The organism is Gymnodinialimonas phycosphaerae, from assembly GCF_019195455.1.
Lineage (GTDB): Bacteria > Pseudomonadota > Alphaproteobacteria > Rhodobacterales > Rhodobacteraceae > Gymnodinialimonas > Gymnodinialimonas phycosphaerae.
Genome location: NZ_JAIMBW010000001.1, coordinates 4,229,866 through 4,248,942, shown reverse-complemented (window position 1 = coordinate 4,248,942; position 19,077 = coordinate 4,229,866). Strand labels below are relative to the sequence as shown.

16 protein-coding genes and 1 tRNA gene are annotated in these 19,077 nt (G+C 63.3%); 4 read left to right on the top strand and 13 right to left on the bottom strand.

Features of this window, described 5'->3' with window-relative positions; genetic code table 11:
* Positions 1-13: 13 nt before the first annotated feature.
* From KUL25_RS21365 to KUL25_RS21340, 6 genes are all read right to left on the bottom strand, one after another.
* Positions 14-1,063 (bottom strand): Hint domain-containing protein, encoded by a 1,050-nt coding sequence (locus tag KUL25_RS21365; protein ID WP_257894735.1) that lies wholly within the window; start codon positions 1,061-1,063, stop codon positions 14-16.
* A 110-nt stretch (positions 1,064-1,173) separates the two neighbouring features.
* A complete protein-coding gene (locus KUL25_RS21360) occupies positions 1,174-2,187 on the bottom strand; it encodes an ABC transporter permease (RefSeq protein WP_257894734.1) in 1,014 nt (337 codons plus the stop codon).
* A gap of 4 nt (positions 2,188-2,191) precedes the next feature.
* Positions 2,192-3,817 carry an ABC transporter permease gene (locus KUL25_RS21355; RefSeq protein WP_257894733.1) on the bottom strand — a complete coding sequence of 542 codons (1,626 nt, stop codon included), beginning with the start codon at positions 3,815-3,817 and terminating at the stop codon, positions 2,192-2,194.
* The gene (locus KUL25_RS21350; RefSeq protein ID WP_068355639.1) at positions 3,818-4,105 is read right to left on the bottom strand and encodes a DUF1330 domain-containing protein; all 288 of its coding nucleotides are present in this window, start codon (positions 4,103-4,105) and stop codon (positions 3,818-3,820) included.
* 95 nt (positions 4,106-4,200) lie between these two features.
* Positions 4,201-5,316: an ABC transporter substrate-binding protein gene (locus KUL25_RS21345; protein WP_257894732.1), complete on the bottom strand. Its 1,116-nt coding sequence runs from the start codon at positions 5,314-5,316 to the stop codon at positions 4,201-4,203.
* Positions 5,317-5,409: 93 nt separating this feature from the next.
* Entirely contained in the window at positions 5,410-6,507 is a 1,098-nt protein-coding gene (locus tag KUL25_RS21340; RefSeq protein WP_257894731.1) for an ABC transporter ATP-binding protein, read from the bottom strand.
* A 327-nt stretch (positions 6,508-6,834) separates the two neighbouring features.
* On the opposite strand from KUL25_RS21340, the gene KUL25_RS21335 reads away from it, so the two are divergent.
* A complete protein-coding gene (locus KUL25_RS21335) occupies positions 6,835-8,613 on the top strand; it encodes an ABC transporter ATP-binding protein (protein ID WP_257894730.1) in 1,779 nt (592 codons plus the stop codon).
* On the opposite strand, the gene KUL25_RS21330 is transcribed toward KUL25_RS21335, so the two are convergent.
* Entirely contained in the window at positions 8,610-9,473 is an 864-nt protein-coding gene (locus KUL25_RS21330; RefSeq protein WP_257894729.1) for a LysR family transcriptional regulator, read from the bottom strand. The genes KUL25_RS21335 and KUL25_RS21330 overlap by 4 nt on opposite strands.
* 108 nt (positions 9,474-9,581) lie before the next feature.
* Here KUL25_RS21330 and acdA point away from each other — a divergent pair, with 108 nt between their 5' ends.
* Positions 9,582-10,775 carry a 3-sulfinopropanoyl-CoA desulfinase gene (acdA, locus tag KUL25_RS21325; RefSeq protein WP_257894728.1) on the top strand — a complete coding sequence of 398 codons (1,194 nt, stop codon included), beginning with the start codon at positions 9,582-9,584 and terminating at the stop codon, positions 10,773-10,775.
* Here acdA and KUL25_RS21320 read toward each other — a convergent pair whose 3' ends face one another.
* The 6 genes from KUL25_RS21320 to KUL25_RS21295 all read right to left on the bottom strand — a co-directional run bounded on the left by KUL25_RS21320 (position 10,776) and on the right by KUL25_RS21295 (position 17,478).
* Entirely contained in the window at positions 10,776-11,567 is a 792-nt protein-coding gene (locus KUL25_RS21320; RefSeq protein ID WP_257894727.1) for an HvfC/BufC N-terminal domain-containing protein, read from the bottom strand.
* Positions 11,564-12,511 carry an MNIO family bufferin maturase gene (gene bufB, locus KUL25_RS21315; RefSeq protein WP_257894918.1) on the bottom strand — a complete coding sequence of 316 codons (948 nt, stop codon included), beginning with the start codon at positions 12,509-12,511 and terminating at the stop codon, positions 11,564-11,566. The genes KUL25_RS21320 and bufB overlap by 4 nt, the downstream gene beginning before the upstream one ends.
* Before the next feature lie 2 nt (positions 12,512-12,513).
* Complete coding sequence (locus KUL25_RS21310; RefSeq protein WP_257894726.1) at positions 12,514-14,805, bottom strand: ferritin-like protein; 2,292 nt, start codon at positions 14,803-14,805, stop codon at positions 12,514-12,516.
* A gap of 401 nt (positions 14,806-15,206) precedes the next feature.
* A tRNA-Leu gene (locus tag KUL25_RS21305) sits at positions 15,207-15,293 on the bottom strand.
* A 168-nt stretch (positions 15,294-15,461) separates the two neighbouring features.
* Positions 15,462-16,862 (bottom strand): peptidoglycan-binding domain-containing protein, encoded by a 1,401-nt coding sequence (locus KUL25_RS21300; protein WP_257894725.1) that lies wholly within the window; start codon positions 16,860-16,862, stop codon positions 15,462-15,464.
* A 94-nt stretch (positions 16,863-16,956) separates the two neighbouring features.
* A complete protein-coding gene (locus KUL25_RS21295) occupies positions 16,957-17,478 on the bottom strand; it encodes a DUF2306 domain-containing protein (RefSeq protein WP_257894724.1) in 522 nt (173 codons plus the stop codon).
* Between the two features lie 27 nt (positions 17,479-17,505).
* Here KUL25_RS21295 and KUL25_RS21290 point away from each other — a divergent pair, with 27 nt between their 5' ends.
* Together KUL25_RS21290 and lipB are read left to right on the top strand one after the other, a co-directional pair.
* Entirely contained in the window at positions 17,506-18,339 is an 834-nt protein-coding gene (locus tag KUL25_RS21290) for a LytTR family DNA-binding domain-containing protein (RefSeq protein WP_257894723.1), read from the top strand.
* Positions 18,340-18,357: 18 nt separating this feature from the next.
* Positions 18,358-19,017 carry a lipoyl(octanoyl) transferase LipB gene (lipB, locus tag KUL25_RS21285; RefSeq protein ID WP_257894722.1) on the top strand — a complete coding sequence of 220 codons (660 nt, stop codon included), beginning with the start codon at positions 18,358-18,360 and terminating at the stop codon, positions 19,015-19,017.
* The last annotated feature ends 60 nt before the right edge of the window (positions 19,018-19,077 follow it).

The following is a 19,077-nucleotide window of genomic DNA, read 5'->3' as shown; positions in this document are numbered from 1 at the left end:
CACCATCATGTCCCTATGCCGCCAAGGCTGCCCGCGCCTCGATCGCGCGCAGTGACGGGCGAGAGGTCGCACGACGGCTCAGGCGCTCAATTTCGGGGAACATCGCGAACAGCTCTGCCTCCGCCGTGGCCCCCAGTGAGCACAGCGCAACATCGCCGGGATGCAGGCTCTCCGCCTCCACCCCCTCTGCCAGCAGGGTTCGGTGACCGTCCAGAAGCACATGGAAATACGTGACCATGCCCCCTTCCACGACACGGACGCCGGGCCAGTCGAGGAAATGGGCGGCGGGCACCCAAACGGCCTCGTCGCCAAAAAACAACTCGGCCCGCCAGCCAGTCAACAACAATCGATGCTGGCGCGACAGGCGCAACGCGCGCGTGTTCCCGATCGCGCCGGGCGCGAATTCGATGGGCGCGAATTGTGCCTTGGCCGGAAAGGTCTTGTGCCCGATCCAGCGCACCGGCTCTGCCCCGTTTTCCTCGGTGTGAACAAGGTCCCCAACACGAAGGTCTTCGACCGCCACCTCGCCTTTGGGCGTGGTCATCAACGTCCCCTGCGCAAAGCAAATCGGCGTCGCATAGGTCGACGCGGCGATATTGGGGCCTTCCTCGTTGCTGATCACCGTCAGCGGCACACCGATAGGTGGAAACCCCCCTTGCGGGCCGATGAAGGCAAGGCCTTCAACGTTGCCATAGGAATTGCTGTCGCCAGACTGGCGGATATTGAACGCGACAAGCTGGTATTGGTTGCCAAGGGGATCCTCGACAATGACGGCATACTCGGCCTCCACGATCGAGTTCGCCGGGAAGGTCTGACCGCCAAAGGTTTCCGTGTTCACCAAGGTCTGGCTGGTATCACTATCCCCGAAGTTCGCGTCGTCGTCATCGATCTCGATCTCTTCCCACGCATTGGAATTGAGCGTGATAACCGCCCCGGAGCTGCTCACATTGGGCGGGGCCAGATGAACGCCGGACCCTTGGGTTTGGCCATCTAGCCCGCTGCCGCCGTTGGTACCGGTCACGGTAATCAGCTCTTCGGGGAGCATGAAGATCGAATAGGGCATGGTTTATCCAAAGTTGACGCGCGCGTCTGTCCGTACTGCCAGCTGAAGACGTCGCAACTTTGAAAGAAACTTGGCACAAAAGGGGCGGACATCCGCCCCGGATTGCGTCTCTAGTGTGGGGCGATACCGCGCAAGCGCTCAGAGCGTTGGCGGAGAAGCTCCACGACCGTCAGCAAGATGATCGAGATTGCCACCAGCACCGTTGCTGCCGCCAGGATGACCGGGCTGATCTGTTCTCGCAGGCCGGTGAACATCTGCCATGGCAACGTCTGCTGCCCGGCGGATCCCACGAAGATCACCACGACCACCTCATCAAACGAAGTGATGAAGGCGAACAACCCGCCCGAGATCACGCCCGGCAGGATCAGCGGCATCTGGATGCGGAAAAACGTCGTCACCGGGTTCGCCCCAAGGTTCGCTGCCGCCCGTGTCAGGGATCGGTCAAAGCCCACCAGCGTGGCCGTGACGGTGATGATCACGAAGGGAATGCCCAGGGCCGCGTGGGCCAAAACCACGCCCATGAACGTGCCTTGCAACCCGATGCGCGAATAAAAGAAATACATCCCCGCCGCCGAAATGATGAGCGGCACGATCATCGGAGAAATCAGGATCGCCATGATCGCGCCCTTAAAGGGCACGTGGCTTTGGCTCAGGCCAATCGCCGCCAGCGTGCCAAAGCCCACCGACAGAAGCGTCGCCACCGGCGCGATGCGCAGCGAATTGCGCATGGGCGTCATCCACTCCTCGCCCTCAAGGCCCGACAACTTGCCGACAATCAGCCCCACGATCGCAAGGATCAGGATCGGAAAGAAGTTGGTCGTGCCCTTCCAAAGCTTCAGAACCAGCGTGATCGCCACGCCGAGGCCAAGACCGATCAGCAGGCCGTACCAGGGATACCCCCCGGTGCCGAAGAAATCCCGATAGTGGCGCAGGCTGTAGGCCTCGGGGTCAAGCGCCAGCATGCCCGGTGTGAAGGTGAAGAAGTCCTCGGCATTGAACGACAGCGGGATGATCGTGATGATCGGCGCGATCAGGAAAAAGAAGATCAAGCCGCAGATCACGCGAAAGCCATAGAACCAAAGGCGCTGGCCGAACGTGGCATAGGGGGGAAGTTTCGTATCCATGATCTTATCCCAACTTCACGTTATCGATGCCGACGATGCGGTCGTAGAGCCAGTAGAGCACCATCACCAGCGCCAGCAGGATCGAGCCAAGCGCGGCCGCGAGACCCCAGTTGAGGCTCTGACTGATGTGATAGGCGATCCGGTTGGAGATGAACGTGCCGGTGCGGCCGCCCACGATTTCGGGCGTGATGTAATAGCCGATGGCGAGGATGAACACGAGGATGCACCCCGCCCCGATCCCCGGAATGGACTGCGGGAAATACACGCGCCGGAACGCGGTGAAGTTGGTGGCGCCCAGGCTTTTCGCGGCCCGCACGTAGCTGGGGGGGATGGTCTTCATCACCGAAAACAGCGGCAGGATCATGAACGGCAGCAGAATGTGCGTCATCGCGATGATGGTGCCAAGCTGGTTGTTGATCAGCGCCAGCCGGGCGTCATCGGCCACGATGCCGAGCCACACGAGGATATCGTTGATCACGCCTTGTTGTTGCAGCAACACTTTCCAAGCAGAGGTCCGCACCAGAAGCGATGTCCAGAAGGGCAACAGCACAAGGATCAGCAATAGGTTCGACGACTTCGACGGCAGGTTCGAAAGCAGATAGGCAATCGGGTAGCCCAGAAGCACGCACATCAGCGTAATCATCCCAGACATGAAGATCGTGCGCCAGAACAGCAGCAGGTAGATGCGTTGCTCTTCGGGCTGCGCCTCGATCCCGTCGGGTGTTAGGCGCAGGTCGATGGAGGTCAGGAAATAGCCGGCGGTGTAGGGGTCCGAGAATGCCTCGATCGTGGCCCAGACGTTGGTATCGCCCCAATCGTCATTGACCTCCAGCCATTGCTCGCGCGGGGTCATGCCGGTGAAGGCGTCCACTGCGGTATCAGCCTCGATCAAAAGGTCGGCCATGGGGCCGTCGTAGCCAGAGACGTCACTGCGGCTGAGGTCGCGGTACAGCGCCATGTAGACGGTGAACCAAGGCTCTTCCGCCGTGGGGTTGTCGTCGTCTTCCTGCTGCACCGTGCGCGCGAAACTGCGATAGGCGTCGGCGGTCTCGGGCAGGGTTTCCATTGCAGAGACGGACAAGCGGAACGGCAATCCGGGGCCATCCGCCCCGGTGGCGTCCGCGACCCAATCGGGCGCGCCCATCAGGGCGGCCCATGTGGCGGGCTCTTCCCACGCCTCGTTTAGCGCGATGAACTGATCGGCGTAGTCTTCACCGATCTCATCCACACCGCGCCCCGATTGACGAAACAGCGACGACATCCCTGTCGTCTCGTAGTTCAGGCGCGAGCCCAGGCGCGTGTGATTACGCCGCTCGGCGGCTTCCATGAAATCATAGGCAAGGGCCGCGAACGTGTCGTCATTCGGCAGATCGGCTGGATCCCAGTCCTCCAACGCCACAACAGTGCGCGGCAGGGTTTCAGAGGTGATCTGGTTCTCGACCGAGCGGAACAGCATGTCGACGATGGGCGCGATGAAGGCGACCATGATGAAGATGAGAAGCGGCGCGATCAGCATCAGCGCGCGCAGCTTCTGGGCGCGCAGCGCACGGCCAAGGCTGCGCTTCAGGGGCGTGCCATCAGCGGCAAGGACGGGTCCGTTGTCGGTGTCCGTGGCGGTTGCGTCTGTCATCTACACGCCCTCCACGACAAGGATCACGCTATCGGCGGTGCGGCGGCGGATCTCGGCAACTTCTTGATATTCGGGATCATTGTAGGCGGCGAGTGCCGCATCGTAGCTGTCGAATTCAAAGACGACATGGCGCTGAAACGTCTCGCCTTCCAGCACTTCGGCTTTGCCACCCCGGACAATCGGACGCGCGCCGTGGCCAAGCAGGATCGGCGTGTCACGCTCGATGTATTCCTTGTAGGCCTCGGGGTCGTTCACCGTGATATGGCCGATGATGTAGCCTTTGGGCATGTCGTGCCGCCTTCGTATTTGGGAGTTGGACGGGCCACCATTGCGGCCCGTCCGATATCGTCCACAGACCGGGCGTCACGCCCGGGGTCAGTCGCTTACTGCGCCAACCATGCCTGGAAACGAGCGTCCATGTCATCGCGGTAGTCTGCCCACCACTCGTAGTTGAACAGGAACGTCCGCGTGGCGTTGGCCGGATCGGTCGGCATGTGCTGCGCCATCTCGATGCCAAGGTCGGCGTGCGTGCCGACCAGCGGTGCGGAAGACGCACGGGCCGGACCGTAGGAGATCCAGCGCGACTGGTCCGCCAGACGCTGGGTGTCCGTGGCGAAACGCACGAAGTCGAGCGTCCGGGCCAGGCGATCCTCGGGCAGGCCTTCGGGGATGATCCAACCGTCAAGGTCGAACACCTGGGCGTCCCAAAGCATCGCAACGGGCTGGTCCTGCTCTTCGATCAGCGAGAACAGGCGACCATTGTAGGTGGACCCCATGACGACTTCGCCATCGGCCAGAAGCTGGGGCGTATCGGCACCGGCGTTCCACCAAACGGTGGTGTCCTGGATCGTGTCGAGCATGGCGAAGGCTTGCGCGACGCCTTCTTCGGTTTCCAGCACGTCATAGACGTCTTCCATCGCAACGCCGTCACACATCAGCGCCCATTCGAGGTTGCCGATCGGGCGACGCTCCAGCGACCGCTGGCCCGGGAAGGTCTCGGTGTCGAAAATCGCGCAGATGTCGGAGGGCGTTGCGCCATTCCACTCTGCCACGTCCGTGCGATAGCCCACGGTCGTGGAATACACGATCTGCGGGATGAAGCAGTCGGACACGATCAGGTCGCCAAAGTCTTCGGACGCGGGCGTGCCATCGGGCGCGGGTGCCAGCATTTCGTCATGGTCGATTTCCATCGCCAGGCCTTCGTCGCAAAGACGGATGGCATCGGCGGCCACAACGTCCACGAGGTCCCAGGTGATGTTACCGGCCTCATTCATGGCACGCAGACGCGCCACGGCCTCGGCAGAGGATTCATCCCAGATGATCTCCAGGCCATCGTTCATGGCGGCATAGGGATCGGAATAGGCGTTGATCTGGCTTTGCTGGTAGGCGCCGCCCCAGGACACGAGGGTCATGGAACCGGCCATGTGGCCGTCGGCCATAGCGCCGGTGGCGGCCATGCTGGCGCCAGTTGTCAGGAGCATAAGGCTCTTGAGATTCATGTGGTCTCTCCTTGGTTGAACTTCGGTCGGGAGTTGTCCCCCGAGGTTTTTGGCCAGCGTCCGCCCATATCTTCCGAACGGGCGCAGGCAAGCTTATGCATCAAGTGCGCGGCAATCCTGTGGACGCCAACCAATCTCGATGCGCTCCCCCGGTTTCAGCCTGCGCTGATCGGGGGCATTTCGTGTCTTGATGATGAAGTCATCGATCCCGGCAACCCGCAGACGGGTTCGATAGATGTCGCCCATGTAGACGAACTCCAACACTTCGGCCTTCAACGTATGGGCGCCAGGTGTCAGACGGCTGGAGTCCATCTCGACCCGCTCGGGCCGGATGGAGACTTGCGTCTTCTCACCCACCTGACTGACATTGACCGGCAGCGCATCAATGATGGAGCCATCGGTCAGCGTCACTTCGCACATGTCGTCCGCCATCTTGGAAACGGTGCCTTGCAGCGTGTTATTTTCACCAATGAACTGCGCCACGAAGCTGTTTTGCGGCTGCTCATAAAGTGTATCAGGCGCGGCCAACTGCTGGATGCGGCCATCGTCAAAGACCGCAACGCGGTCGCTCATGGTCAGCGCTTCGGTCTGGTCGTGGGTCACGTAGACCGTCGTAATCCCCAACTCATGGGCCAGATTGGTGATCTCGAACTGCAACGTTTCGCGCAGCTGCTTGTCGAGCGCGCCAAGCGGTTCGTCCATCAGCACCAGCTCCGGCTCGAACACCAAGGCCCGGCTCAGTGCGATACGCTGCTGCTGACCGCCCGAAAGCTGCGCGGGACGGCGATTGATGAAATCGCCCATCTGCACCATGTCGAGCGCGCGCTTGATCTTGCCCTCACGCTCAGACTTGGCCATGCCGCGCACTTCCAGCGGGAACGACAGGTTCTCCCCCACCGTCATGTGCGGGAACAAAGCGTAGTTCTGGAAAACCATGCCGATGCCGCGCTTGTGGGGCGGGATGTTGTTGATCGGCTTGCCGTCCAGCGTGATTTCGCCGTGGGTGGCGGTTTCGAACCCGGCCAGCATCATCAGGCACGTCGTCTTGCCTGAGCCCGAGGGCCCAAGCATGGTCAGGAACTCGCCACGACCAATGTGCAGGTTGAGATCCTTGACGACGAGAATCTCGCCGTCATAGCTTTTCTGGACGCGATCGAATGATACGAACGCTTGAGATCCGTCTGAGGTCAAACCTCACTCCTTGTTGTTTTGCTTTAGTGTCTCCGGTCCACCGACCGCGCCCAAGCTTATCTGCACATAGCCTAGACGCAGCTTGCGCCGGGTTTCAACCAATTGGTGCGCTGATACCTCAATCAAAGGCGGATTTCCTGTGATTACGGACATAATTCGGCAATCTACGTCCTAATTGGCCCCCATCTAGGCAGTCTGGCCAGTTCTTGTGCTGATGGCAGACTTCGCATAACCCTAAACGGGCCGCCTTGTGATCCGTGAAATGGGGCGCAACCGAAGACGGCATCCCTGCCGCCCAACCGTCCCGACTGCTTGGATCCGCCCGCCGTGCCTGCCTCGTCCACGCCCGAAGCCCGCAACGATCTGGACCACTCTGCCAAGCCGCGCCGCCTGCTGCGTCGGCTCTGGCGCGAACATGTCGCCCGGTTCTGGCCCATCATCGCAGTGGCCGTCGTGTTGATGAGCGTCGAGGGTGCCGCGATCGGGGCCTTCGCATGGTTGGTGCAACCGCTTTTCGATACGCTGTTCAGCGCAGGCTCGATGGAAGGGGTCACGTGGGTGGCGCTGACCGTTGGCGGGCTATTCGCGATCCGCGCCACGGCGGGGTTCTTGCAGCGCGTCCTGATGGTCGGCGTCGGCCTGAAGGTGATCACCCAGATCCAGACCCGGCTGGTGCAACATTTCCTCACCCTCGACATGAGCTTTTTCCAAAGCAACGCCCCCGGCGCCTTGATCGAGAGGGTGCGCGGCGACACCGCCGCCCTGCAATCGCTGTCGTCCTCGGTGCTGGTGTCGCTGGGGCGCGATAGCGTCACGCTGATCTCCTTGTTGGTCGTGATGCTCTGGACGGACTGGCAATGGACGCTTTTCGCGCTTGTCGGTCTGCCCGTTCTGATCCTGCCACTGCTGGCGGTGCAGGCCTTCATCCGTCGCACCGCCATCGCCGCCCGCGCGGCCGCCGCGCGGCTCTCGACCCGCCTGGATGAGCTTTTTCACGGCGTCCAGACAATCAAGCTCAACCGTCTTGAGGGCCATGAAGCCACCCGTTTCCGCGATGAAATCCGCCACTTTCTGCGGCCGTCGATCAAGGCGCAGATCGGTGTCGCCGCAAACCCCGCCATGATCGATATCATCGCCGCAGCGGGCTTTGTGGCCGTCCTCTATTTCGGGGGCCAGGACATTATCGCCGGCGACAAGACGGTGGGTGAGTTCATGTCTTTCTTCACCGCGTTGGGCCTGTTGTTCGAACCGCTGCGCCGTCTGTCCTCCATTGCGGGACAGGTGCAAGCGGCGGGTGCATCCCTGGAGCGGATCTACGCGGTGTTTGAGACCAAGCCCACAATCCTGCCCCCCGCAGCCCCCCGCCCGCTAACCCCCGGCGACATCACCTTCGAAGACGTCCACTTCGCCTATGGCGATGCGCCGGTGCTTCACGGTCTGTCCTTCACAGCCAAGGCCGGTGAAACCACGGCCCTTGTCGGCGCATCCGGGGCGGGCAAGACCACCGTTTTCGCCGCCCTCACGCGCCTTTTCGACCCACAATCAGGTGTCATCCGCATTGGGGACGTCGCGGTCGGCGAGGCGGACATCACGGCCCTTCGCGACACGATTGCCGTCGTCGGGCAGGAAACCGCCCTGTTTGACGAGACCATCGCCGCCAACATCCGCATGGGCGACCTGAACGCGCCGGATGCCGCCGTGCTGGATGCCGCGCGCAATGCCTCCGTGCTGGAATTCACCGAAGGCCTGCCCCAAGGGGTCGAAACGGCCGTGGGCCCGCGCGGATCGAACCTGTCCGGCGGGCAACGTCAGCGCGTCGCCATCGCGCGCGCCATGTTGAAAAGTGCGCCGATCCTGCTGTTGGACGAGCCGACCTCGGCGCTTGATGCCCAGTCCGAAAAGCTGGTGGGCGCGGCCCTTGATCGCCTGGCCAAGGGGCGCACCACGCTGGTGATCGCCCACCGCCTGGCCACCATCCGCGCGGCCCACAAAATCGTTGTGTTGGAGGCGGGCCGCGTGATCGAGGAAGGCACCCACGACGCGCTTCTGGCCAAGGGCGGCGCATATGCGCGCCTCTACGAAATGCAGATCAGCGGCCAGACCTAGGGCGTCTCGAAAAGCGCGCGCAACGCCGCTTCGCGCGAGGCCAACGCCCCGTCACGCATCACAGCCAGCACCAATTTGCGCTCCAAACCGTCGGGGGCGGGCAGCGTGCGCACGCTCCGCGTCAGATACCGCTCCACATCCGGCACCGGCAGCAGCGTGAACCCCAACCCCGCCGCGACGCATTCCATGATCGCCTCCAGATCATCCAGCACGATGGACCGCACGCCTTCCGGTCGCGCCTGATCCAGCATCGCCCGCGCGATCAGCTTGCCGATGCCCGTGTCCGGCATGAAGTGGAAGAACGTGTGATGCGCCATCAACCCCTCCAACCCGCCCGCCATCAGATCATCGTGGGCGGCAAAGACGAAGGGCTCGCGTCGCAACACGCTGGACGACAATCGCGGCGGCAAGCCATCCGCGTCCGTGACGACAGCGGCATCAATCTGGCCATTCAGGACCTTTTCTTGCAACACCGCCGACAGGCCCGTCTCAACCGCGAAATTCGCCAGCGGTGCCGCTTCTTGGGCAGCCCTCAGGAAATCCGGCAACAGCCGTACCGCCGCCGTTGTCACGAAGCCCAGTTTGAAATGCCCCACCAAGGCGTCGCTGGGGCGACACAGCTCCAACAGCCTGTCCTCCCGGGCCAGCAACACGCGAGCCTCCGCCACGACAGCCGCGCCCAGGGGCGTCAGCCGAGGCGGGCGGTGGCTGCGGTCAAACAGCGCGACGCCCAATTCTGCCTCCAGCGCTTTCATCTGCATCGACAGCGCGGACAGCGTGATCCCCAGTTGTTCAGCCGATTGCACGAACGACCCTTCAGACGCGATTTTGACAAGGGTTCTTAGCGCGCGCGTTTTCATAAATTCAATAGTCCTGAATGTAAGATCAAATCTTATACGATGGAAATGAACTACCAAGGCCCATATGGTCAACCCATCACGCATCCGTGATCACGACCGGAGCCCGTTATGACAGACCCGCTGCTTGCCGCCGCCAAAGACCTTGCCCCCACCTTCGCCAGCCGCGCTGCCCATTGGGACCGCTCGCGCAGCTATTGCTGGAGCAATATCACGGACCTTGTGGACGCAGGCCTGATGGGCATGTCGATCCCGAAAGCCTACGGCGGCCAAGGTGCCAGCTTTCTGGACGTCGCCATGGTGGTGGAGGAAATCGCCAAGGCCTGCACCCTGACCGCGCGGGTGGTGGTAGAGGCCAACATGGGCGGCATAAGCGCCGTAATGGCCTATGGCACCGAAGAGCAGAAAGCCTTCTGTGCCCCGATCGTTCTGGCTGGCGACAAGCCCGCCATCTGCATCACCGAGCCCGAGGCCGGATCTGCCGCGACCCAGATGCAGACCACCGCCCAGAAACGCGGCAAGACCTACGTTCTGAACGGGCGCAAGCACTGGATCACCGGGGGCGGCGTGTCCAAACTGCACCTGATCTTCGCGCAGGTGCTGGCCGAGGATGGCACCCCCCAAGGCATCGGCGGCTTCATTGTTCACGTGGACCACGCCGCGCCGCCCAAGGGCTTCACCGTCGTGAGACGAGAGCACACCATGGGCCTTTGTGGCATGCCCGAAGCCGAACTGGCCTTCGACGATCTGGAAATCGACGCCAAGTGGCTGCTTACGCCCCCTTCCGGCCTCAAGCGGGGCTTTGCCGATCTGATGACGGCCTATAACTCGCAACGTGTAGGCGCAGGCACCATCGCGCTCGGCGTCGCCGCAGGGGCGCTGGAGCACGCCAAGCGCTACCTGCTGGAGCGTCAGCAATTCGGCCGCCCGCTGGCCGAGTTCCAGGGCCTGCAATGGATGGTCGCCGACATGGACACGCAGGTCCACGCCGCTCGCCTGATGCTGCACGATGCCGCCCGCTGTGACGGGACCTTTCCCGACATGATCAAGGCCGCCCGCGCCAAGCTGTTCGCCTCCGAAATGGGCATAAAGGTCGTCAACGACGCCCTGCAAATGTTCGGTGCGCGCGGTTATGGCGATCAAGAGCCGCTGGAGCGGATGTACCGCGACGTGCGCATGTTCACCATCGGTGGCGGCACGGCGCAGATCCTGCGCACGCAGATCGCGGGCGCGGCCCTTGGCATCAAGGTGCCCCAGACCCGTGACGGCTACGGCACGCCTTCGCAGCAAATCGCGGCGGAATAGCTACGCGTCCTTTGACACGAAAAACCGGTTCTCGATCCAGCGCGCGCGGATTTGTCCGGCCCAGGCAGCGTGCACCTGATCTTCGGGCACGCCCTCCCTTTGGGCCAGCAGCGCAAGGGCTGCGCCCACGCGGCCCACCTCCTGCATCGCGCTCAACAGTCCGTAGTGCAGCCGCGAGATCGGGAAAGACGACGTCACATAGTCATACCGCGCAATCGCGACAAAGCTGTCGACCATCGGCGGCAGGCTCGGCTCTGCCTGATCGGTCACGCTGTGGTAGTATTGCGCCACCGGGAACCGATAGGCCCCGATGACAAAGCAGGGCTGTAGCACCAAGTCCGCATCGGGTGTGTCGACGGTTGGCCAGTGCTTCCCCTCATGGCCCGGCGCATCGAACAGCACGAACAACGCCCGCTCGTACCGCGCCAGATCAAGCATGAAATCCACCCATGCCTCCGGCGCGTCCGCGTCGGGCCGCGAGGCTTCCAGGAAGGCCGGAAACCGACGCCCCAATTCGTAGAGCGTGTAACTGTCGGACGGCGCTTCGGCCAAATAGACACGGGCGAACTGATCAAACAACGCCGCGCCCAAGGCATGGCGCGAGGCGGGAAACTGCTCGGCCAGACAGGCGCAAAGCCGGGTGATGTAGCTGCGCTGGTAGATCCCCAAACGCGCCCCAGCCGACAGGCGATTGGACGGCACCAAATGCTGCGCCACCTCTGCCGTCCGCACACCTTGCGGGTCGATCAGGGCGTTTTGCATCCACACCTGCATGTCGCGTAGCGAGGTCATGCGTCCAACTTTGAGTGGCCGCACACGGAAGAGACGATGTGATCCACCGGGTTGGACACCCGCGCAGGGCCGACCGCCGGATCTTCTGCATAAAGATGCAGGGCCTCCACCTCGCCTGCCATGAAGGCGCGCGCCTTCAGCACCTCGGCGTGCAGGTCTTCGAAAGCGGGCACGTCGCCGTCCCATTCCAACAGGGTCGAGGCCCCGCCCGTGCGCCGCCAGGCCAGTCGAAACAGCTCCCACACGCCTCGGGTCACGGGCTTGTCGTGGGTGTCCAGCAGGTAGTCCCCGCAATGGGTGTGGCCTGCCAGATGCATCTGCACCACGCGGTCGAACGGGATTTCTTCAAGGTAATCAAGCGGGTCCGTGCCGTCGTTGAAGCACGAGACATAGACGTTGTTCACATCCAGCAGCAGCCCGCAGCCCGTGGCATCCGACAGCGCCCGCAGGAACTGCGGCTCGGGGATATCGGAGTTCTGGAACGCCGCATACGTCGACGGATTCTCCAGAACCAAAGGCCTGCCCAACACGTCTTGCACATGATGCACCCGCGCGACCACGTGGTCCAAGGTCTCCTGGTTCAAGGGCAGCGGCAGCAGGTCGTGGCTGTTGATGCTAAGCACGCCAGTCCAACACAGATGATCGCTGACCCACCGCGCCTGCACGTCATCGGCCAGGACCTTCAGCTTGGACAGATAGCTTTCGTTCAGCGGATCGGTGCTGCCAATGGACATCGACACCCCGTGCAGGACCATGGGATAGTGCTCGGCGATCTGGCGGATTACCCAGCCGGGGCGACCGCCGGAGTCCATGAAATTCTCGGAAATCGCCTCGAACCAATCCACATCGGGACGGGTATCCAGAATGTGGTTGAAGTGCTCATTGCGCAGGCCCAAGCCCAAACCCAGCTTGGGCAGGGCGCTGACCTGGGCTGCGGCATCCACACTCAAGCGCAGCTTCCCGCGCCGCTCATGCCGCTGGACCCGCAGGCGGTCATCCCTTCGCCGCTGGCGTTGGCGATCCATTCGATGGTGGGACCATGGGCGAAAAGCGCGGTATCTGCCGGGTAATTCTGCCCATCCGCAGGCGGCGGCACCGTCCCGCCGCCCGAGGCCGGAAGCGTCGGCCAGACCGCGCCGTTGAAATGCGCGCGCGCCTGTTTCCACACGCTCTTCTTGCGGTTATCCCCCTCGGTAATGAAGCGTTCCGCGTTGATTGGTGTGGCGCAGGACCCCGTCGTTTGACAGGCATTGCCGCCGGGCACATTCAACTCGTCCTGCGTGCCATATAGCCCGCAGCCGCCCTGCCCCTGGCAGTCGTTTTTCACGTGGCAGGTGTGGTCCGATACCAGCGGTGCGGCCGGGTTCGACGGATTGTACCCCAACGAGGTCGCGCACCACCCCTGTCCCGCGCAATCATTGTTCAGCGTCCGGCCCTGGTTCTTGCACGAATTCAAGCCCATGCAGGCATGACGCACCCAATTGCCCGCGCCCGCGGCATGGTCAAGCTGCGCATCTTCTGGGGGTGTGGCGGGGAACTTCTGCGTTCCCTGATAGGTCGGATGGGCCGCACCGATGGGCGTCTCGGGCAGCGCGGGGCCTGCATTATTTTCATCAGGGGTGACGGCGGGCACATCAGGCACAATGAGGAACGCAGGCAGCGGGGATGGCACCACCCCGGTGTCGCCCCTCCAGAACGGTGACACATCGGGCAAAGCCGCGATGTCATCAAGGTTCCAGCCAAACGCCTTGTACCCATGCAGGGTATTAGCCTTGGCCTTGCACGTAACCACCAGCGCCTGCAATTGGGCAAAGGCGTTTTCGCGCGTCGTGCCGGTCGGGAATGGGTTCTCGAACGTCGGCACGATTGCGCGGCCGCGATCCTGCACGTGCCGCAGATCCTGATAGAACTTGTCCATCACCCAGATCATCGACTGGTGCATCGTCTTGTTGAAATAAAGCTTCTGCTGCGCCGTTGGCACCAGCAGCGTCGTCTCGGACATGATCAGCATGTATTGGAACAGCCCATTGGCCACATCGACGACGGACCGGGCGGCGGTGTGATAATCGCTGGCCTTGGGATTGGTGGGGAAGTCATAGACGAACCGAGCCCCCAGATCGATGATCTGCGGCGCAATCGTGGCAGGTGCGGGCAGACCTGCGACTTGCGGTGGCGTCTGCATCTGGGCCGGGTAGCCGTCAAGCTGCGCGCAAAGCGACCAGAACTTGTAGTAGTGCGACTCCTCCAGATCGTCGCGCTCGACAAAGTCGGTGAAATCGGCTCCCTCCCCTTGCTCGCAAATGGTGTTGATGGCCGAGATCGCGTCATTAGCGCTGGCAATCCTGAACAACGCATCATCGCCTTCATGGTCGTGATTGTCGTCATTCTCGAACTGCGCCACGGTCGAAACCGCGACCTGTGCAGGCGGCGCGTCGGTGCCCACAACGGGCGGATTGTCGAAGGTGAACCACTTGTTTCCCGACGACAGCGTATCGATGCTACTGGCCGAGTAATTGTCGCTGCCGATCTGGGTGGCGCCGGTCTTCTGGAACACGGCATCGTCCATCGATGCGCCGCTGTTGCCGAATTGGATCAGGGCTTTGGCGTAGTCGTAGACCTCTCCGATGGTGGCCCAATCAGGGGCCAGGGGGTCCACCACAACGGATACGGAATCCTTCTTGCCCGGATACTCGATCCGCATGAAATGATGCAATTGCTCAAGGCTCAGCTTCGCCAGGGGGATCTCCAGCGCGTTGCCCGTGATCGTCTCCACAGGCAGCCCGCCCGGGGTGCGCCCGGTCTGCGGCGTCAACGTGCTCAGCGCGGGCAGGACAATCCCGCCGGTATTGCCGAAGGTCAGCCCGTCGTAGATCTGCGGCAGGGTCTCTCCGGCATCGAGCATGGAGGTCAGCAGGTTCATTGCCAGCGACATATGCAGCATCTCTTCGACGGCGACGCTCATGATCACCGCACCCGCCTGGTTGCCGTAAAGCGACCCAGCCAGCGGGAAGGCCTCGGACGGCGGCACGGGCTGGGTCGGCTCGGTCGCCGGATCCTTGCGCCCCGGCTTCCGACACACGGAATAGTAGGTGTAGAGGTAGATCGGGATCGTCGCCATCTCCAGCTTGATCGCGGCGCGCAACACCGTCTTCAACTCGGCCACCGCCTCGGCCTGGGTCATGGCCTTGATCGCTTGCAACGTTTGCGCGGGCACGGATGTGGGATCAGACGTCATCATGAAAATACCTCCTGAAAAATTGGCTTCAGACTTGCAGAGAGGCGTGTGACTTGGCCAGTGATTTCCAAGGCGTGCCGCGTTTCACGGCGCGCGCGCCTGAGGACACCGGTAATTCACGGATCATGGGGACATCGAACCAAACGAGCGCAGATCGCCGGATAGAACTGATTTTACGGCAATTTGCAGCGCACAGGCCCAAGGGTCGCGGCCCGGCGACGCCCCGGACTTGCCCAAAGGTTGATCAAACGCGCCACAGGATATGCCTATCGGATCAAGGACAGTCGGTCGGGCCATAATGCTCGGCCGCGACTGGATAGCCGGGAAACAGTGACACTAAGGAGAGGAAGGGCCTGGGAATTGCCCGGCCTCAAGTAGCGCAAAGCGCGGTAGGCCAATGAAAATGGTGCGCTCGGCGAGACTCGAACTCGCACGGGTGTTACCCCACAGCGACCTCAACGCTGCGCGTCTACCAATTCCGCCACGAGCGCACGTGATCAGGTAGTGCGCGGTCTCTAGCGGCTTGAAGAGACCTTGTGAAGGGGGTCCGAGGGCCGGAGCCACAGTTTTTTCACCCTACGCAGCACCGCCGCCCACCCATGGCAAAACGGCGAACCCCCAAGGGGTCCGCCGTCCATGTCAAAGCCTGCGATGTCGGCTTACTGATTGACCTGAAAGGTCGGCAGCGCATTCTGCGCGGCGGGCGCTGCCGGGGCTGCGGCGGGCACCGGCACCGGCTGACCCCCAAGGGTCATGGCCACGGCTTGGCGGATCAGCGGCAAGCGACCGGCGTCAGCAGGGTTGAAGACGGAGGGCGCACCGGCCTCCACAGCGGTCAGCGAGATGTCGTACCAGGCGCGGGCGGCATCGCCATTTGCCGCGATCCCGAAGCCCTCGCGCAGATGGTGACCCAGCAACTCGCCATAGGCAGGCTCGCCCGTGGACACCAGGATCAGGGCCGAGCCCAGCGCCATCTCCATATCATCGGCGTCGTAGCCCACGCCAAGGCACACGCGGGCGGTCCCGGCCAGTTCAGCTTGCGGGATGCCGGTGCTGTAGGCAAAGCCCTGCGCCGAGCCAAGCGCCTGCTGCGGCGTCATCGTGTCCAGCACCGCCGTTTGCGCGGCAATGGCGTCCGAGAAGCCCTCGCACTGCACGGTGATATCGGCAAGCGTCAGGTTCGGGATCGCTTGGGTCAGGTCCTGGCCCTGGCTCACGGCACCGGCGCGTGCGACGCAGAACTGCTCGGACAGCGCGAAGCCGGGGTTTGACAATGTGCCAAGCGTCATCATGCCACCATTGGCCTGCCCCTGCAGGGCCACCGCGTCACAGCGAGAGGACAGCGACGGCGCGGTCGAGGCGCCCGCGAAAAGGTTCGGGATGGCACCGCCCGAGGTCGCCGCAACGACCTGAACCGGCCCATTCGTGCCGGGCGCGGGAACGACCGTGGTCGTGGCCGGGTTGACGATGACCGTCGTGGTGGCGGCGGTTGCGCCCGCAGGCACCACGGTGGTGGCCGGCAAAGGCGTGGCCGGGGCCAGGGTGCCTGCCAGATGTTGTGCATAAGCATTCAACAGCGGCTGCCCTCGCAAGCCGGTCTGGGCGGCGCCACCGTTGTTGGCCCACTGATAGGCCTGGATCAGATGCAGGGCCTGGGGCTCGGGGAACGAGCGGCCGTTGACCGGGTAGCCCTGGAAGGCCTGGTAGCGCTCTACGGCGCTGCGGGTCGCGGGGCCGACCTGGCCGTCGACGAAGCCCGCGTCAAAGCCGAAATAATTAAGCGCGGTCTGCACCTGACGCCCGGCCTCCGTGGCGGGAATGGCGGGGCGCACCACTCGGGGCTGGCTGGGGCGCGCCGGCTGCGTCTGCGGCTGTTGCGGCACGATAACGCGGGTGCGGGGCTGCTGGCTTGCAGCGCCGATCGCCACGCCGATCGCGCCGCCCAAAAGCAGGCCGCCGATCACGTCGCGGGCGTCTTGCGCCTGTGCAGGGGCCGAGGCCATGGGGGTCAGTGCAATGGCAGCGACCAGCGATGAGGTCATCAAATATTTGGCAAACATGAATAAATTCTCCGCAGACAAGAAAGGGGTATTCCACTGCCAAGAACCGTAGCAGGACTTTTTCTGATTCGCGGATAGGGGAATACCCTACCTTTCAGATAATCTGCCGCCCCGCCTGTCCCGCCTGCCCAAGCCGCCCCGTCCGACGCAACCACAGCACCAGGATCGTGCCGACCGCGAGCGCAAGCATGACCCAAAAGCCCATCATCTCGGCATCCCCGAACAGCACCGCATTCAACCGCCGCCCCGGCAGCAGGGTCAGCACCCCCGTGATCCCAAGCGCCTGCCAATAGAGCGCCCGCATCTCAGCCTGGTGCGCGGCAATATCCCGCCGGAAGATCGCCCGCATCCCACGCGTCAGGGAATACAGCGTCCAGATCACGAACGCATGGATCGGCCCAAACGGCCCCAAAAGCGGCAGGACCGCCGCGGGGATGAAAATCGCGGATATCGCCAGCGTCGCCATCGCCAAGACCCACATGCGCCCGACAAGCCGATGCAGCATGTCTCGGCGCGCGCGGTAAAGGGCAACGGGGCCGATCAGGATCGCAACCGTGGCGGCGACAACATGAACCTGCACGGCGAGCGGCGCGGTCACTATCGGGTCGAGTGTCATGGGAACCTCCGTGGTCAGGGATACGGGTTGAGCTTGCACGCCCGCTCTGGCACGCTTCCCCCGATCCGGCGCAACCACGCCTACGCAAATGACCCCGAGAGTACCGTGAACACCCCGTCCCCGTCATCCGCGCTTCGTGAATTGCGGACGCACTTCAGCAATCCGAAGGTCGCCCTGGCCCTGGCCGCCATCGGCGCGGTTTTGGCGTTGATGGGCCCGTTCGGCACCGGTGACGTCATGGCGTGGGGGCCGCGTATCGCTTATTGGCTCATCGTGCCCGCCGTCACCTATGCCATCGGCTACGGGCTTGGCGTCTTCCTGGCGCCGCGCCTGCACGGCGCGTTCACCGCCACCATCGCCCGCACCGCTCTTGCGTTGATCAACAGCGCTGTCATCACCGCCGTCGTCTTTGGCTTGAACTACCTGGTCTTCGCCCTTCGCCCCACGGTGCTGGACGTGGCAATCGTCTTTGGCATCACGCTGCTGATCTCGTTCCTGATCGAGCTTTTGCCGAATGGCCCCTCCGAAACGGCCCCGCCCGACCCTCCGGCCATCCTTGACCGCCTGCCGCTTGACAAACGCGGGGCGCTGGTCGCCCTGTCGGTAGAGGATCACTACGTCCGCATTCGAACCACACGCGGCGAAGAGATGGTGCTGCTGCGCCTTTCAGACGCGATCCGCGAGGTCGGCGACACGCCCGGCCTTCGCGTCCACCGCTCGCACTGGGTGGCGACGGCGCAGATCACGGCAGCCACGCGCCGGGGCGATGGCGCCGTGTTGAGCATGACAAAGGGGCAGGACATTCCTGTCAGCCGGTCACAGATGGCCACCATCCGTGACGCGGGGCTGTTGCCCCGATGACCCAGCAAGAGCACCCCCATGGTTGAATGGATCACCTCGGACGCCCCCGTCCCCTACGACATCGCCGTGACCGAGATGGAGGCGCGCGCCAACGCCATCGCGCGCGGCGAGGCAGGGGAAGCGGTCTGGCTGCTGGAGCATCCCGCCCTCTATACCGCCGGGACCTCGGCCAGGCCCGCCGACCTGATCGACCCCGACCGCTTTCCCGTCTTCCAGACGCGGCGCGGCGGGCAATACACCTACCACGGCCCGGGTCAGCGCGTGGCCTACGTGATGCTGGACCTCAACACCCGCGGCCGCGACGTGCGCGCTTATGTGCAGAAGCTAGAGGCGTGGGTGATCGGCGCATTGGACGCGTTCAACGTGCACGGTGAAATCCGCGACGGCCGCGTCGGCGTCTGGGTCGCGCGCCCCGAAAAACCACCCCTCCCCGACGGTTCCCCGCGTGAGGACAAGATCGCCGCCATCGGCGTGCGCCTGCGCAAATGGGTCAGCTTCCATGGCGTTTCCATCAACGTGGAACCGGACCTGAGCCATTTCGACGGCATTGTGCCCTGCGGGATCAACGGCCATGGCGTGACAAGCCTTGTGGATCTGGGCCTGCCGGTGACGATGGATGACCTGGATGTGGCGCTGAAACAGCGCTTCACGACCGTCTTCGGCTCGGCAGAGCCTTGACCGAAGACCAGAACCGGAAGCCCGCCGATCGCCCCGCCCCGCATCATGGGCGCGATGGGC

What these genes read in the sequence shown, in the direction of transcription:
- KUL25_RS21365 (WP_257894735.1), bottom strand. Translation starts at nt 1,063, where the DNA reads ATGCCCTATTCGATCTTCATGCTCCCCGAAGAGCTGATTACCGTGACC.
- KUL25_RS21360 (WP_257894734.1), bottom strand. Translation starts at nt 2,187, where the DNA reads ATGGATACGAAACTTCCCCCCTATGCCACGTTCGGCCAGCGCCTTTGG.
- KUL25_RS21355 (WP_257894733.1), bottom strand. Translation starts at nt 3,817, where the DNA reads ATGACAGACGCAACCGCCACGGACACCGACAACGGACCCGTCCTTGCC.
- KUL25_RS21350 (WP_068355639.1), bottom strand. Translation starts at nt 4,105, where the DNA reads ATGCCCAAAGGCTACATCATCGGCCATATCACGGTGAACGACCCCGAG.
- KUL25_RS21345 (WP_257894732.1), bottom strand. Translation starts at nt 5,316, where the DNA reads ATGAATCTCAAGAGCCTTATGCTCCTGACAACTGGCGCCAGCATGGCC.
- KUL25_RS21330 (WP_257894729.1), bottom strand. Translation starts at nt 9,473, where the DNA reads ATGAAAACGCGCGCGCTAAGAACCCTTGTCAAAATCGCGTCTGAAGGG.
- acdA (WP_257894728.1), top strand. Translation starts at nt 9,582, where the DNA reads ATGACAGACCCGCTGCTTGCCGCCGCCAAAGACCTTGCCCCCACCTTC.
- KUL25_RS21320 (WP_257894727.1), bottom strand. Translation starts at nt 11,567, where the DNA reads ATGACCTCGCTACGCGACATGCAGGTGTGGATGCAAAACGCCCTGATC.
- KUL25_RS21310 (WP_257894726.1), bottom strand. Translation starts at nt 14,805, where the DNA reads ATGATGACGTCTGATCCCACATCCGTGCCCGCGCAAACGTTGCAAGCG.
- KUL25_RS21300 (WP_257894725.1), bottom strand. Translation starts at nt 16,862, where the DNA reads ATGTTTGCCAAATATTTGATGACCTCATCGCTGGTCGCTGCCATTGCA.
- KUL25_RS21295 (WP_257894724.1), bottom strand. Translation starts at nt 17,478, where the DNA reads ATGACACTCGACCCGATAGTGACCGCGCCGCTCGCCGTGCAGGTTCAT.
- lipB (WP_257894722.1), top strand. Translation starts at nt 18,358, where the DNA reads ATGGTTGAATGGATCACCTCGGACGCCCCCGTCCCCTACGACATCGCC.